The following is a 15,348-nucleotide window of genomic DNA, read 5'->3' on the forward strand; positions in this document are numbered from 1 at the left end:
GCATCCAACAGATCACACATAAGTATGTATCGCAAGTTTATTATAAAAAGCTTTTAGTGGAGAATGCGAGCGGTGTTTTAGGCTTGTATCATGGGTATTTTTACGGGAATATCAATTATTTTAATGAAGCGATTATAACGATCATATCAACAAAGAAGGCTTTAAAAGGGTTATAATTAACTCTCATTGAGCGTATGGGTGTGAGAAAAATAAGCCTAAAATCCATTTTAAATCTTGGATCTGTTCTCATCAAACATGAATGGCTAATTTTTTGACTAACGCCAAGCTCTTTGCTATGGATTGTAAAAAATGTTTTTAGCATTTTTTAGATTTTATTACCCATATCTGATGAGAGTCAAGCCTTTTTTATTTAAAAAGGGCTGTATCAATCACAAGGAAATGTAATCCACTTCTTTGGGTCTTTGATGGTTGGCAATGAGTTGCTTACAGGTCGCAACGCCTTCTGAAGTGCCAACCATTAATAGCTTGGATTCGCTTGCAATAATCGTTTCTCCATCAGGCATGGGGATGTATTTGCCATCTTTTTGAGTGATACCAATCACAAACGCTTTAGCGATCTCTCTAAAATGGGCTTCTTTTAATTTCCTTAACACAAGCCAGCTGGTTTTGGGGACAATCACTTCCTCTAAGTCTAAAAGCGTGTCTTTTTTATTGATAAAGCGCTCTAAGATATTTTCCATATCCGGACGCACCGCCATAGCACTCACTCTCTGCGCCATGAGTTTTGTAGGGGAAACCACCATATCAGCCCCTAATTTTTTTAATTTTTCTAAGCCTTCATCGCTATGCGCACTTGCAATGATGTAATAAGGTTTGCGCTTTAATTCCTTTTCAAACAAGCGCACGCTCACCATTAACGCCACATTCACCGGTAAAATCTTAGACAAAGCCACAACACCCCTAGCGCTGCTTAAGTGGGTTTTTAGCATGGCTAAATTGGTGTGCGGATCGCCTATGATATAGTAGGGGTATTTGTGCTTAATGGCTTCTTCTTCAAAACTAGGGTCATTATCCACGACCACAAAAGGGATCTGAGCGGAGCGGAATTGCTTGCTCAATTCAATGGTGTATTCGTTGTGGTAACAAATCACATAATGATCCTTAAGGCGCGCGATTTTATAAATCATACCTTTCTCCTTAATCAATCTGGTAAGCGTGCCTTTATTGACCACGCTAACTAAAATAGCCACGCTAAAGGCAATGATTCCTGCCCCAAAAAACATTAAAATGGAAGTTAAAAAAATACTTATAGGCCCAAACTGGCTTTCATTTAAAGTGCCAAACCCTGTAGCTGTCATGGTGTAAGTCGTTTGAAAGAAAGCTTGCATAAGGCTATAATTTTCTAGGGCGAAGTATCCCAGAGTGCCTAAAAGCACAAGCAATTGGATTAAAATAAGCGGGAGTCTAAAGACCTTAAATTGCTCATAGATTTCAGAATTTAAATTGACTTCTGGCTGAATTTCATCGTCTTTTTTGATTTTAAAAAATTTCAACTTTTCAAACAAAACCAATTCCTAGATCAAAATAAATTCTTTTGAAAGCGTTTCATTTTTAAACTCCCTTAAAATATCAAGCCCAATCGCACCAAATTGATATTTAATAAAGAAGTTTAGTTTTAAGGGGAGTTTTAAAAAGGTTATCAAAAACATCAAAACCACCCCTACAATCAAAACGGACAGAAATTCTAAAAACTAAGCCCCTTTACGCATGGTTCTTAAAGTGGAAGCAGCCACTTTAATGCGTTTAGTCGTGCCGTCGTCTAATTGGATCTTAATCGATCGCAAGTTAGGGAGTAAGCGGCGTTTGTTTTTGTTGTTGGCATGACTGACATGATTGCCTATCATAGGCCCTTTAAAAGTTAAAGCGCATCTTTTTGCCATTGTATATCCTTAATTATTGAAATAAATTTGACATTATACTTAAAATAGTCTTTAAAGAGACTGATTTTAAGGCTAATTTTTAAATGGTTCGTTTAAGAACTACTTTTTTTGAGGCATAGAACTTTTAAAGCCTTTCATTCTATCAATAGCGTCTCGGTATTTGGCAATATTTTCTTTTGTAAGTTCTGTTACAGCTTTTTTCATGACAACCGCATACATTCTGTTTAAGATTTTATGTATCGCATCTTCTTTATTCTTTTCTAAATTTTCATGGATAATGCTGTTTGAAGAATTAAGCCCTCCAGAATTACTGTGTTTGTAAGTATAAGTCATTGCCTGAAAAGTTCCTACTTCCACAGCAAAATCATGGACTACACGATTGCTTTCTGGCTCATAAAAATTAAACCACACAGAGCCTGAGCTTTGATCCACTAGCGCGTCTAAATTAGGATTATTGGGATCTTTTACATTCATTTTTAAATCTTCTAAGATTCCTACCCACCCTTTCAAATCCAAAACGGAAAAAATCTTTCTTTTATCTTGCGCATTTAAAGCTTTTTCATCTTGAAAACGCAACACTTGATAGCCTCTTTTTTCAAAAATAGTTTGGATTTGATTGGCTAAAGCGTCTTGAAACTTATCAATATAGGGTTTTAGATTATCGCTCACTTGAATGTGTGGCGCTAAAATACCTACAACATGGTGGTTTTGTGGGGCTTGAACGATATGTATCGGATAATTAAAATCTAGCGGCGTAACATGTTCAGAGCTTGTTTTCATTCTTTCATGAGTTTGAACTTGATTTTTGGCGCCATTTGGTGTTTTTGTTTCAGCGCTTGGATTCATCGCACAACCAATCAACACGCTTGAAAGCCCTAAAGCCACTAACATTTTAGAATAAATTCTAACTTTTTTAAAAATAAGCGAACGCTCCATAAAAGACTCCTAAAAATTAAAACAAACTTCTATTCTACCCTATTCATGCTATTTTTAAGTAAATCAATTTGCGCTACAATTTTCTTTTTTCTAAATTCAAGCATGGCGATTTTAGGGGATTTTATGCTCTATTCTTTACTATATGGCTATTTCAATATCAATCTTTTCCAGTATTTGACTTTTAGAGCAGGGTTAGGGTTTTTCATAGCCTTTTTCCTCACGCTTTTTTTAATGCCTAAATTCATTCTATGGGCCAAGGCTAAAAAGGCTAACCAGCCCATTTCAAGCTTTGTGCCAAGCCACCAGAATAAAAAGGATACCCCTACGATGGGGGGGATTGTGTTTGTTTTTGCAACCATTGTTGCGAGCGTGTTGTGCGCGTCTTTGGGCAATCTTTATGTGTTGTTAGGGATAATCGTGTTAGTGGGCTTTAGTTTTGTGGGTTTTAGAGACGATTACACTAAAATCAACCAACAAAATAACGCCGGAATGAGCGCGAAAATGAAATTTGGCATGCTTTTTGTCCTTTCGCTTGTGGTGTCTGTTTTGTTGAATCTTAAGGGGTTAGACACTTTTTTATACGCGCCTTTTTTGAAAAACCCCTTGTTTGAAATGCCCACGATTTTGGCGGTTGGTTTTTGGGTGTTGGTTTTTTTATCCACAAGCAATGCGGTGAATTTAACCGACGGGTTAGACGGCTTAGCGAGCGTGCCTAGCATTTTCACCCTCTTAAGCCTTTCTATCTTTGTGTATGTGGCAGGGAATGCGGAATTTTCTAAATACTTGCTCTATCCTAAAGTCATAGATGTGGGGGAATTGTTTGTTATCTCGCTGGCGTTAGTGGGATCGCTCTTTGGCTTTTTGTGGTATAACTGCAACCCGGCAAGCGTGTTTATGGGCGATAGCGGGAGTTTGGCCTTAGGGGGGTTTATCGCTTATAACGCTATTGTTTCGCATAATGAAATCTTATTGGTTTTAATGGGATCGATTTTTGTGGTAGAAACTTTGTCTGTGATCTTGCAAGTAGGGAGCTATAAAACCCGTAAAAAACGCCTTTTTTTAATGGCGCCTATCCACCATCATTTTGAGCAAAAGGGCTGGGCAGAAAACAAGGTGATCGTGCGTTTTTGGATCATTTCTATGCTGAGTAATTTAGTCGCTCTTTTAAGCTTGAAGGTGCGTTAAAATGAAAATCTCTTTATTTGGGCATGGCAAAACCACTCTAGCCTTAGGGCGTTTTTTTAGAAAAAACCATAACGAAGTCAAATTTTTTGACGACCAATTCACTTCATCTTTTAAAGATAGAGAGGGTTTTGTTTGCTATCCCAGTAAGGATTTCAACCCTAATGATTCCCAACTAGAGATAGTCAGCCCTGGCATTAGTTTCACGCACCCTTTAGTCATAAAAGCCAAGCATTTAGTGAGCGAATACGATTATATTAATAGCTTGTTTGATTTGGTTTTCACGCCTACTATAATAAGTATTAGCGGCACTAATGGTAAAACCACCACGACAGAAATGCTCACCATGCTTTTAGAAGATTTTAAGGCTGTGAGTGGGGGGAATATCGGCACGCCCTTGATTGAATTGTTTGAAAAACAATCGCCCTTGTGGGTGCTAGAAACAAGCTCCTTTTCTTTGCATTACACTAATAAGGCTTACCCTTTAATCTACTTGCTCATCAATGTAGAAGCCGATCATTTGACTTGGCATTGCAATTTTGAAAATTATTTGAACGCTAAACTCAAGGTTTTAACATTGATGCCTGAAACTTCGCTCGCTATCCTCCCTTTAAAATTCAAAGAACACCCCATTATTCAAAACTCGCAAGCGCAAAAAATCTTTTTTGACAAAAGCGAAGAGGTTTTAGAGTGTTTAAAAATCCCTTCTAACGCTCTTTCTTTTAAGGGAGCGTTTTTATTAGACGCTGCCTTAGCCCTTTTAGTTTATGAGCAATTTTTAAAAATAAAGAATTTAAAATGGCAAGATTATAGAGAAAACGCCCTTAAAAGACTGAACGCTTTTAAAATCGGATCGCATAAAATGGAAGAATTTAGGGATAAACAAGGGCGTTTGTGGGTAGATGACAGCAAAGCCACAAACATTGATGCCACCTTACAAGCCCTAAAAACCTTTAAAAACCAAAAAATCCATTTGATTTTAGGGGGCGATATTAAAGGGGTCAATTTAACCCCCCTTTTTGAAGAGTTTAAAAACTATAAAATAAGCCTTTATGCCATAGGATCAAGCGCTTTTATCATCCAAGCCTTAGCGTTAGAATTTAATGTTTCTTGTCAGGTTTGTTTGGAGTTAGAAAAAGCGGTTCAAGAAATTAAAAGCGTTTTATCGCAAAATGAAATCGCTTTGCTTTCACCCAGCGCGGCCAGTTTGGATCAATTTTCTTCATATAAAGAAAGGGGTGAAAAATTTAAAGCGTTTGTTTTAAAGGATTAAAGCGCATGCGCCACAACATCTAATTGTGAAATTTTTTGAAAAATCTCGTTCCGTTCTGCTTCGTTTGAAACTTCCATAGAAACATTAAAGCTATAAAATTTAGCGTTTTTAGAAGTGTTTTTAAATTCCAATTTAAAGGGGCGTTGGTAGGTTTCTAAAAGCTTTTTTAATGTGCTTGTATCTTTAGTGGTCATAATCACCCTATAATCCCAAAGGCAAGGGTAAATAATGGTGGGTTTTTTTGAATCAGACGGCATTGAACAGCTCCTTAAACAATTTAGGAATGGCAATAGGGCTGTATGTGGAGCGATTGACAAAGCCAAATTTGATTTCTGAAGCAAAGACTTTAAAAGGCTTCATAGGCTCTAAAGAAGCGTTTTGGATACAATAAATTTCTTGAAAAAGCACCACAAAAACCTTTCTTAATTCTTTAATTTGCGTTCTTATTTCTAAGACCTGCCCAAGGCTTGCGGGGGTGAAAAAATCCGCTTTGATAGAGCGGATAACAAACACGCCTTCTTCATTTTCTGGCAAGACATTTTGTTTAAAAAAAAACTCGCTCCTAGCCCTTTCGCAATATTTCAAATAATTCGCATGATAGACCACGCCTTCAGAGTCGGTATCTTCGTAATATACCCTACAGCGCATTGATTCCCCTTACTTAAATAATGAAACTTTCTTAAAATTATACAATATGTAACTTAACTATAGTATAATCTAGGGGCGTTGCTTTATAATTTTTAGGTATTTTTGAAGTGGGTTTTTTCTTAAATCTTAAGATCTTTAAAGATTTCAAAAAATTAATACAGCAATAGTTGGGCGATTAAGGACATCGCTCTTTAATTCTAATCATTTACAAGGAGTTTGGTAGTTAAGATATGGGTAATCATTTTTCTAAATTAGGATTTGTTTTAGCGGCTTTAGGGAGTGCGATAGGTTTAGGGCATATTTGGCGCTTTCCTTACATGACTGGGGTGAGTGGTGGGGGTGCTTTTGTTTTATTGTTTTTATTTTTATCCTTAAGCGTTGGCGCGGCGATGTTTATCGCTGAAATGCTATTAGGGCAAAGCACTCAAAAAAATGTAATAGAAGCTTTTAAAGAGCTTGACATTAACCCCAAAAAACGCTGGAAATACGCAGGGCTTTTGCTTATTTCTGGGCCTTTAATACTGACTTTTTACGGCACGATTTTAGGCTGGGTGCTTTATTATTTGGTGAGTGTTAGTTTTAACTTGCCTAACAATATCCAAGAATCTGAACAAATTTTTACTCAAACTTTGCAGTCTATAAGGTTACAATCCATTGGGCTTTTTAGCGTTTTATTCATAACCGGATGGATTGTTTCTAGAGGGATTAAAGAAGGGATTGAAAAACTCAATCTAGTCTTAATGCCCTTACTCTTTGCCACTTTTTTTGGTTTGCTTTTCTATGCGATGAGCATGGATTCTTTTTCTAAAGCTTTCCATTTCATGTTTGATTTCAAACCAAAAGATTTGACTTCTCAAGTGTTCACTTATTCCTTGGGGCAGGTTTTCTTTTCTTTAAGCATCGGTTTAGGGATCAATATCACTTACGCTGCGGTTACGGATAAAACGCAGAATTTGCTTAAAAGCACGATTTGGGTGGTTTTATCAGGGATTTTAATTTCTCTTGTGGCAGGGCTTATGATTTTCACTTTTGTGTTTGAATATGGGGCTAATGTCTCACAAGGCACAGGGTTAATTTTCACTTCTTTACCGGTGGTTTTTGGCCAAATGGGAGCGATAGGCGTTCTTGTTTCAATTCTTTTCTTGCTCGCGCTCGCTTTTGCTGGCATCACTTCTACGGTGGCTTTATTAGAGCCAAGTGTGATGTATCTTACCGAAAAGTATCAATACTCTCGTTTTAAGGTTACTTGGGGTCTTGTAGCGCTAATTTTTGTGGTAGGCGTGGTGTTGATTTTCTCGCTCCATAAGGATTATAAAGACTATCTCACTTTCTTTGAAAAAAGTCTTTTTGATTGGTTGGATTTTGCCTCAAGCACCATTATCATGCCTTTAGGCGGGATGGCAACCTTTATTTTTATGGGCTGGGTTTTGAAAAAAGAAAAATTGCGTCTTTTAAGCACGCACTTTTTAGGCCCTAAATTGTTTGCAACTTGGTATTTCTTGCTTAAATACATCACCCCTTTAATTGTGTTTTCCATTTGGTTGAGCAAGATTTATTAAAATATTTGGCATGGGAAAATTTTCTAAATTAGGCTTTATTTTAGCCACTTTGGGTAGCTCTATCGGTTTAGGGCATATTTGGCGCTTTCCCTATATGGTAGGTCATAATGGGGGGAGTGCGTTTGTGCTTTTATATCTGGTGCTAACCTTGAGTTTAGGCATTGCTATGCTTTTAGTGGAAATGCTGATTGGGAATTTGGGTAAAAAAGATGTTGTTTCTAATTATCAAATCTTAGATCCTAAAAGGAAAAAATATTACCCTTTCACTTCTTTTTTTATTTTAGGCGGCCCTCTCATTTTATCCTTTTATGCGGTGGTGTTAGGCTGGGTGCTTTACTATCTTTTTGTAGTAACTTTTGATTTGCCTAAAGATTTAGAGCAAGCTAAAATGCAATTTAGCATGCTCCAAAATGGCAGTTTAATCTGGCCTGTTATTGGCTTTAGCGCATGCTTATTGCCGACAATATGGTTTGTTTCTAGGGGGATTGAAGAGGGGATTGAAAAATTAAATGTAGTGCTGATGCCCTTATTGTTTGTGATTTTCATAGGGCTTTTAATCTATGCGATGACTTTAGAAAGCATGCCTAAAGCTTTGCGATTTTTATTTAATTTTGAGATTCAAAAGATTGATTTTAAGGTTGTTATGGACGCTTTAGGGCAGATGTTCTTTTCTTTGAGTTTGGGGGTAGGCACGATTATTACTTATTCAGCTTTCACGCCCAAAAAAGAAAATCTATTCAAAAGCTCTTTATTGATTGTCTTGCCCGGTATTTTAATCTCTTTGATTGCCGGGGTGATGATTTTCACCTTTGTGTTTGAATACCATGCAGATGTGTCTCAAGGGCCAGGGCTTGTTTTTATTTCCTTGCCTTTGACTTTCGCTAAAATGGGCATGAGCGGGCAGATCGTTTCGCTTTTTTTCTTTATGGCGCTTGTTTTTGCCGGGATCACTTCTACGGTTTCTTTGATAGAGCCTTTAGCGCTTTATCTCATCAATCGTTTTAATTTCTCGCGCATTCAAGCGTCGCTATGGATAGGGGTTGTTGTGTATGTTTTAGGCGTTTTAGTCATTCTTTCTATGAATGAACGATACGCTAAGTTTTTGAGTTTTGCTCATAAGAGCGTGTTTGGGTGGCTGGATTTCATCACTTCTTCATTTTTAATGCCTTTGGGAGGCTTGTTTTCAGTCTTGTTTGTAGGATGGATTTTAAATAAAAAGCGCTCTTTTTTAGCCACGAAGCATTTCTTTAACACAAACGCTTTTAAAGCGTGGCATTTTAGCGTTCGTTTTATCGCGCCTGTAGTGATTTTAGCGATTTTCATCTTGCAATTTAAGTGAAATAAGGATGCTTGATGAAAAGCATTTTGCTCTTTATGATTTTTGTAGTTTGTCAGTTAGAAGGCAAAAAATTTTCACAAGATAATTTTAAGGTGGATTATAACTACTATTTGCGCAAACAGGATTTGCACATCATTAAAACGCAAAACGATTTGTCCAATTCTTGGTATCTCCCTCCACAAAAAGCCCCCAAAGAACATTCTTGGGCGGATTTTGCTAAAAAATATTTAAACATGATGGATTATCTAGGCACTTATTTTCTGCCTCTTTATCATAGTTTCACCCCCATTTTTCAATGGTACCACCCCAATATCAACCCGTATCAACGCAATGAGTTTAAGTTCCAAATTAGTTTTAGAGTGCCTGTATTTAGGCATATTCTTTGGACTAAAGGCACGCTTTATTTGGCTTATACCCAAACTGACTGGTTTCAAATTTACAATAATCCCCAATCCGCTCCCATGCGAATGATGAATTTCATGCCTGAACTCATTTATGTTTATCCTATTAATTTTGAACCTTTTGGGGGTAAAATAGGGAAATTTTCTGAAATTTGGATAGGTTGGCAGCACATTTCTAATGGCGTGGGGGGCGCGCAATGTTACCAGCCTTTTAATAAAGAAGGCAATCCTGAAAACCAGTTTCCAGGACAACCTGTAATCGTTAAAGATTATAACGGGCAAAAAGATGTGCGCTGGGGGGGGTGTCGTTCGGTGAGCGCGGGGCAACGCCCTGTGTTTCGTTTGGTGTGGGAAAAGGGAGGCTTGAAAATCATGGTCGCTTATTGGCCCTATGTCCCTTATGATCAATCCAACCCTAATTTGATTGATTACATGGGGTATGGTAACGCTAAAATTGATTACAGGAGAGGGCGCCATCATTTTGAATTGCAACTTTATGATATTTTCACGCAATACTGGCGTTATGATCGCTGGCATGGAGCTTTCCGCTTAGGCTATACCTACCGCATTAACCCTTTTGTGGGGATTTATGCGCAGTGGTTTAACGGCTATGGCGATGGCTTGTATGAATACGATGTTTTTTCCAATCGTATAGGGGTAGGAATACGCTTAAACCCTTAAAAAGCGTTCTTTTATGCTATAATTAAGACCAAAAATTCAAGGGGATTATTTTAGCTATGAAAATCAGTGTTAGTAAAAACGATTTAGAAAATACTTTGCGCTACTTGCAAGCTTTTTTGGATAAAAAGGACGCTTCTTCTATCGCTTCACACATCCATTTAGAAGTCATTAAAGAAAAGCTTTTTTTGAAAGCCAGCGATTCCGATATTGGGCTAAAAAGCTATATTTTTACGCAATCTAGCGATAAAGAGGGCGTTGGCACGATCAACGGGAAAAAGTTTTTGGATATTATTTCATGTTTAAAAGACTCTAATATTATTTTAGAGACTAAAGATGACAGCTTGGTGATCAAACAAAATAAAAGCTCTTTCAAACTCCCCATGTTTGACGCTGATGAGTTCCCTGAATTCCCTGTTATTGATCCCAAAGTGAGTTTAGAAGTCAATGCCCCCTTTTTAACAGATGCGTTTAAAAAGATCGCTCCTGTGATTGAGCAAACCAGCCATAAAAGAGAATTAGCCGGTATTTTAATACAATTTGATCAAAAACATCAAACCCTTTCAGTAGTAGGCACGGATACCAAGCGGCTTTCTTACACGCAGTTAGAAAAAATTTCTATCCATTCCACTGAAGAAGACATCTCTTGCATTTTACCTAAAAGGGCTTTATTAGAAATCCTTAAGCTTTTTTATGAAAATTTCAGTTTTAAAAGCGATGGCATGCTAGCGGTGATTGAAAACGAAACGCACACTTTTTTCACCAAGCTCATTGATGGGAATTACCCTGATTATCAAAAAATCCTCCCCAAAGAATACACTTCTTCTTTCACTTTAGGCAAGGAAGAATTTAAAGAGAGTATTAAATTGTGCAGTTCTTTAAGCTCCACCATTAAACTCACTTTAGAAAAAAACAACGCTTTGTTTGAATCTTTGGATTCTGAACACAGCGAAACGGCTAAAACCTCTGTTGAGATTGAAAAAGGTTTGGACATTGAAAAAGCCTTTCATTTGGGCGTGAACGCTAAATTTTTCCTTGAAGCCTTAAACGCTTTAGGGACAACGCAATTTGTTTTAAAATGCAATGAACCTTCATCGCCTTTTTTGATCCAAGAGTCTCTTGATGAAAAGCAAAGCCACTTGAGCGCTAAAATTTCTACTTTGATGATGCCAATCACATTATAAAGGCTTGATTGAATGCAAAATTACCAGAGCCATAGTATTAAGGTTTTAAAAGGCTTAGAGGGGGTTAGGAAACGCCCTGGAATGTATATTGGCGATACCAATGTGGGTGGGTTGCACCACATGGTGTATGAAGTCGTGGATAACGCTGTAGATGAGAGCATGGCGGGTTTTTGCGATACGATTAATATCACTTTGACTAGTGAGGGGTCATGCATTGTAGAAGATAACGGGCGAGGTATTCCTGTAGATATTCACCCCACGGAAAAAATCCCCGCTTGCACCGTGGTTTTAACGATTTTGCATGCGGGGGGCAAGTTTGATAACGATACTTATAAAGTTTCAGGCGGTTTGCATGGCGTGGGCGTTTCGGTTGTGAACGCTTTAAGCAAACGCTTGATTATGACCATTAAAAAAGAGGGTCAAATCTATCGCCAGGAGTTTGAAAAGGGTATCCCCATTAGTGAGCTTGAAATCATTGGCAAAACCAAAAGCGCTAAAGAAAGCGGCACGACTATTGAATTTTTCCCTGATGAAAGCGTGATGGAAGTCGTTGAATTTCAAGCGGGTATTCTGCAAAAGCGCTTCAAAGAAATGGCGTATCTTAATGACGGCTTAAAAATTTCTTTCAAAGAAGAAAAAACCCAACTGCAAGAGACTTATTTCTATGAAGACGGCTTGAAACAATTCGTTAAAGACAGCGCTAAAAAAGAACTGCTCACCCCCATTATTTCGTTTAAAAGCATGGATGAAGAAACGCACACTTCTATAGAAGTCGCTCTAGCGTATGCTGATGATTACAATGAAAACACTTTAAGCTTTGTGAATAACATTAAAACTTCTGAGGGTGGCACGCATGAAGCGGGCTTTAAGATGGGCTTGTCTAAGGCGATTTTACAATATATTGATGAAAACATTAAGACAAGAGAATCCCGCCCCATTTCTGAGGACATTAAAGAGGGCTTGATTGCGGTCGTGAGCTTGAAAATGAGCGAGCCTTTATTTGAAGGGCAGACTAAATCCAAACTCGGTAGTTCGTATGCGCGCGCGTTGGTTTCAAAATTAGTCTATGATAAAATCCACCAATTTTTAGAAGAAAACCCTAACGAAGCTAAAATCATCGCTAATAAAGCCCTACTAGCTGCAAAAGCCAGAGAAGCCAGTAAGAAAGCCAGAGAGCTTACAAGGAAAAAAGATAATTTGAGTGTCGGCACTTTGCCTGGAAAATTAGCCGATTGCCAGAGTAAAGACCCCTTAGAGAGCGAAATCTTTTTAGTGGAGGGCGATAGCGCGGGCGGGAGCGCTAAACAAGGGCGCGATAGGGTTTTCCAAGCGATTTTGCCCTTAAAAGGTAAGATTTTAAATGTGGAAAAAAGCCATTTGTCAAAAATCCTAAAATCAGAAGAGATTAAAAACATGATCACGGCTTTTGGGTGCGGTATTCAAGAGAGTTTTGATATAGAAAGATTGCGCTATCATAAAATCATTATCATGACCGATGCTGATGTGGATGGGAGCCATATCCAAACCTTGCTGATGACTTTTTTCTATCGTTATTTACGCCCGCTGATTGAACAAGGGCATGTTTATATCGCTCAAGCCCCTCTTTACAAATACAAGAAAGGCAAGACAGAAATCTATCTTAAAGACAGCGTCGCTTTGGATCATTTCTTAATTGAGCATGGCATCAATTCGGTGGATATTGAAGGGATTGGTAAGAACGATTTGATGAATTTGTTAAAAGTGGCGCGCCATTACCGCTACGCGCTTTTGGAATTAGAAAAACGCTACAATTTGCTAGAAATTTTACGCTTTTTGATTGAAACTAAGGACGCCTTAAGCTTTGATATGAAAATTTTAGAAAAAAGCATTTTGGAAAAATTAGAGGGCTTGAATTATCAGATCTTACGCTCTTTTGCTACTGAAGAAAGCTTGCATTTGCACACGCAAACCCCTAAAGGCTTGGTGGAATTTAACCTAGATGACAACCTCTTTAAAGAAGTGTTGTTTGAAGAAGCGCATTACACTTACCAAAAGCTTATGGAGTATAATTTAGATTTTTTAGAAAATAAGGATATTTTGGGGTTTTTAGAAGAAGTGGAAAATCACGCTAAAAAGGGAGCGAATATCCAGCGCTATAAGGGGCTAGGCGAGATGAACCCTAATGATTTGTGGGAAACGACCATGCATAAAGAAAACCGTAGCTTAATCAAACTCAAGATTGAAGATTTAGAAAAAACCGATGCAGTCTTTTCGCTTTGCATGGGCGATGAGGTAGAGCCCAGAAGAGCCTTTATCCAAGCGCATGCTAAAGATGTGAAGCAGCTAGATGTGTAAGGGATTTTGATTAGAACCCCTAAACATTTAAATAAGCGAGAGAGCGTGAATTTAGGGGCTTATTACACGCCCCCTTATTTAGTGGATTGTGCTTACAGGCTTTTAAAAAAGCATGTTGGTATTGAAGACTACACGCTTTTAGACACCGCATGTGGCAATAAAGAGTTTTTAAAACTCCACCACCCTAAAAAAATAGGAGCGGATATTGACCCTAAGTGTGGTGCTTTAATAATAAACGCTCTAGCTAATCCTAAAAGAGAAAATTATGGTATTAACCAAGATGAGCCTTTAATCATCGTGGGCAATCCCCCCTATAACGATAGAACTTCCTTTATCAAACAAAATATTAAAAATAAAGATTTCATTTTTGAGATAGACAACGATTTGAAATCTAGGGATTTAGGGATAAGTTTTTTAAGATCTTTTGCAATTTTAAAGCCGGCGTTTATTTGCGTGCTACACCCTTTATCTTATCTCATCAAAGAAGCTAATTTTAAGCAATTAAAGCTATTTAAGGATCATTACAGGCTTTTAGACGCTTTTGTTGTTTCTTCTAAATCTTTCACTAAAAGTAACGAATTTCCTATTGTGATAGCTTTATATGAGCGAGGGCGAATGGACTATGCAGGTATTAGGCGTTTTATTTTTCCAACTGATTGCGATACGACGCTATGCTTAAACGATTTTGACTATATAGCCAATTATGTGGATAAATATCCTAACGCTAAAAAGGTTGATGCATGCGTGGGCTATTTTTTCCCCATGCGAGACATTAACGCTCTTAAACGCAACAAAACTTTTTTAAACGCGCCAAGCGAAAATGCGGTGCGAATCAGTCAAGATAAATTGATCTATTACCAATATGTCCATTATTTTAAGGAAATCGCTCCTAAAATCCCTTATTATTTTGGTAATTTGGATATTATTATTGAAAATTCCGCTTTTTTAGAAATTAAAGACGCTTTTTTAAAAGATAAAAGAGTGCGTTTAGAATATTTTAAAAAATTGTTTCAAGGACACGCTTGTGAGTTTGATTAAAATTAACCATGATGAAAAAGTGATTGGGATTTTTATTCCTTTAACTTCAATTTCAGGCAAAGTGCGTGTGAAAATCAGACATGCCTTTAGCGATTATGGTGTTTCAACAGCGACTAGAACAATCCCTTTTAGTTTAAAGCATTATGTAGAGTGGCAAATCGGTTATGATGTCCCCATTAAAGATAAAGAAAAATTTGAACTCACTACTTTAAAAGATAAAAAATATCATTTTTTAGGGGCTAATAATAAAGTAAAAACTCTTTATGAATTGAGCGAAATGATTTATTACGCTAAGCAATTAGATTTAATCAGTTTAGAAAATTTAGAAAATACTTTAAAATATTTAGAAAAACAAAAACAATTTATAGAAGATAATTTTATGATTACAAGAGAAAGATTTAGATCGCATCAATTTGGTGGCATGGATTTTGAACTTTCACGCATTTCTTATCCTTTACTCATTCATTCTTTTAATGATAATCAATTGAGCGAAATTGTTATTAGAGAGCAACAATATGGTTCTAAAACCCAAGCTATGCTGTATTTTTGCTTTTCTATTTTGGAATTAAAAACCGCTACTCCCTTATTAAACAGAACGGCTGCACTTAAAGAACATGCTCTTTTGATTATCCATAAAGCCAACGCTCCCATGTTCTTAGAAATGCTTAAAATTTTTGGACTTTTAAGCCAAGCGCACCATGACGATGTGTTAAAGATTTTAGAAAAAATACTTCAAAATTTTAACAATAATACGGATTGATTAAAAAGGGAATACCCAACGCTATAAGGCGAGATAAAACCATTTATGAGAAACACCATGCATCAATAAAACGCGCTCCATAAAGCTATAAAAACAAGGCTAGGCTTCAAACTTG

At 37.2% G+C, this 15,348-nt stretch carries 15 protein-coding genes; 9 read left to right on the plus strand and 6 right to left on the minus strand.

What is annotated here, in order from left to right; all coding sequences use genetic code 11:
- Positions 1 to 389: 389 nt before the first annotated feature.
- The 4 genes from KX581_RS02790 to KX581_RS02800 form a co-directional block, all read right to left on the minus strand.
- The gene (locus KX581_RS02790) at positions 390 to 1,526 is read right to left on the minus strand and encodes a potassium channel family protein (RefSeq protein WP_187862013.1); all 1,137 of its coding nucleotides are present in this window, start codon (positions 1,524 to 1,526) and stop codon (positions 390 to 392) included.
- 9 nt (positions 1,527 to 1,535) lie between these two features.
- Positions 1,536 to 1,670 (minus strand): hypothetical protein, encoded by a 135-nt coding sequence (locus KX581_RS08250; RefSeq protein ID WP_269201241.1) that lies wholly within the window; start codon positions 1,668 to 1,670, stop codon positions 1,536 to 1,538.
- Between the two features lie 42 nt (positions 1,671 to 1,712).
- Positions 1,713 to 1,901 carry a 50S ribosomal protein L28 gene (rpmB, locus tag KX581_RS02795; protein WP_001118998.1) on the minus strand — a complete coding sequence of 63 codons (189 nt, stop codon included), beginning with the start codon at positions 1,899 to 1,901 and terminating at the stop codon, positions 1,713 to 1,715.
- Between the two features lie 99 nt (positions 1,902 to 2,000).
- Positions 2,001 to 2,837, minus strand: a complete 837-nt coding sequence (locus KX581_RS02800; RefSeq protein WP_231175522.1) for an HpaA family protein — start codon at positions 2,835 to 2,837, stop codon at positions 2,001 to 2,003.
- 123 nt (positions 2,838 to 2,960) lie between these two features.
- On the opposite strand from KX581_RS02800, the gene mraY reads away from it, so the two are divergent.
- Positions 2,961 to 4,022, plus strand: a complete 1,062-nt coding sequence (gene mraY / locus KX581_RS02805; RefSeq protein WP_231175523.1) for a phospho-N-acetylmuramoyl-pentapeptide-transferase — start codon at positions 2,961 to 2,963, stop codon at positions 4,020 to 4,022.
- A gap of 1 nt (position 4,023) precedes the next feature.
- On the plus strand, positions 4,024 to 5,292 hold the full coding sequence (gene murD, locus KX581_RS02810) for a UDP-N-acetylmuramoyl-L-alanine--D-glutamate ligase (protein ID WP_231175524.1): 1,269 nt from the start codon (positions 4,024 to 4,026) through the stop codon (positions 5,290 to 5,292).
- Here the strand turns inward: murD and KX581_RS02815 are convergent.
- On the minus strand, positions 5,289 to 5,549 hold the full coding sequence (locus KX581_RS02815; protein ID WP_231175525.1) for an HP0495 family protein: 261 nt from the start codon (positions 5,547 to 5,549) through the stop codon (positions 5,289 to 5,291). The two genes, murD and KX581_RS02815, sit on opposite strands and share 4 nt — an antisense overlap.
- Positions 5,539 to 5,940: an acyl-CoA thioesterase YbgC gene (gene ybgC / locus KX581_RS02820; protein ID WP_001203796.1), complete on the minus strand. Its 402-nt coding sequence runs from the start codon at positions 5,938 to 5,940 to the stop codon at positions 5,539 to 5,541. Before ybgC ends, KX581_RS02815 begins: the two co-directional genes overlap by 11 nt.
- A gap of 230 nt (positions 5,941 to 6,170) precedes the next feature.
- Between ybgC and KX581_RS02825 the strand changes: the two genes are divergently transcribed.
- The 7 genes from KX581_RS02825 to KX581_RS02855 are packed head-to-tail and all read left to right on the plus strand — an operon-like array spanning position 6,171 to position 15,233.
- On the plus strand, positions 6,171 to 7,499 hold the full coding sequence (locus tag KX581_RS02825; RefSeq protein WP_108394384.1) for a sodium-dependent transporter: 1,329 nt from the start codon (positions 6,171 to 6,173) through the stop codon (positions 7,497 to 7,499).
- A 10-nt stretch (positions 7,500 to 7,509) separates the two neighbouring features.
- Complete coding sequence (locus tag KX581_RS02830) at positions 7,510 to 8,838, plus strand: sodium-dependent transporter (RefSeq protein WP_231175526.1); 1,329 nt, start codon at positions 7,510 to 7,512, stop codon at positions 8,836 to 8,838.
- Between the two features lie 14 nt (positions 8,839 to 8,852).
- Positions 8,853 to 9,920 carry a phospholipase A gene (locus KX581_RS02835; protein WP_231175527.1) on the plus strand — a complete coding sequence of 356 codons (1,068 nt, stop codon included), beginning with the start codon at positions 8,853 to 8,855 and terminating at the stop codon, positions 9,918 to 9,920.
- Between the two features lie 56 nt (positions 9,921 to 9,976).
- A complete protein-coding gene (dnaN, locus tag KX581_RS02840; protein ID WP_231175528.1) occupies positions 9,977 to 11,101 on the plus strand; it encodes a DNA polymerase III subunit beta in 1,125 nt (374 codons plus the stop codon).
- 12 nt (positions 11,102 to 11,113) lie between these two features.
- Positions 11,114 to 13,435 (plus strand): DNA topoisomerase (ATP-hydrolyzing) subunit B, encoded by a 2,322-nt coding sequence (gene gyrB, locus KX581_RS02845; RefSeq protein WP_231175529.1) that lies wholly within the window; start codon positions 11,114 to 11,116, stop codon positions 13,433 to 13,435.
- Positions 13,436 to 13,480: 45 nt separating this feature from the next.
- The gene (locus KX581_RS02850) at positions 13,481 to 14,473 is read left to right on the plus strand and encodes a DNA methyltransferase family protein (RefSeq protein WP_231175540.1); all 993 of its coding nucleotides are present in this window, start codon (positions 13,481 to 13,483) and stop codon (positions 14,471 to 14,473) included.
- Positions 14,460 to 15,233, plus strand: a complete 774-nt coding sequence (locus KX581_RS02855) for a R.Pab1 family restriction endonuclease (RefSeq protein WP_231175530.1) — start codon at positions 14,460 to 14,462, stop codon at positions 15,231 to 15,233. Before KX581_RS02850 ends, KX581_RS02855 begins: the two co-directional genes overlap by 14 nt.
- The last annotated feature ends 115 nt before the right edge of the window (positions 15,234 to 15,348 follow it).

The sequence above is a fragment of the Helicobacter pylori genome, from assembly GCF_021062735.1.
Lineage (GTDB): Bacteria > Campylobacterota > Campylobacteria > Campylobacterales > Helicobacteraceae > Helicobacter > Helicobacter pylori_DN.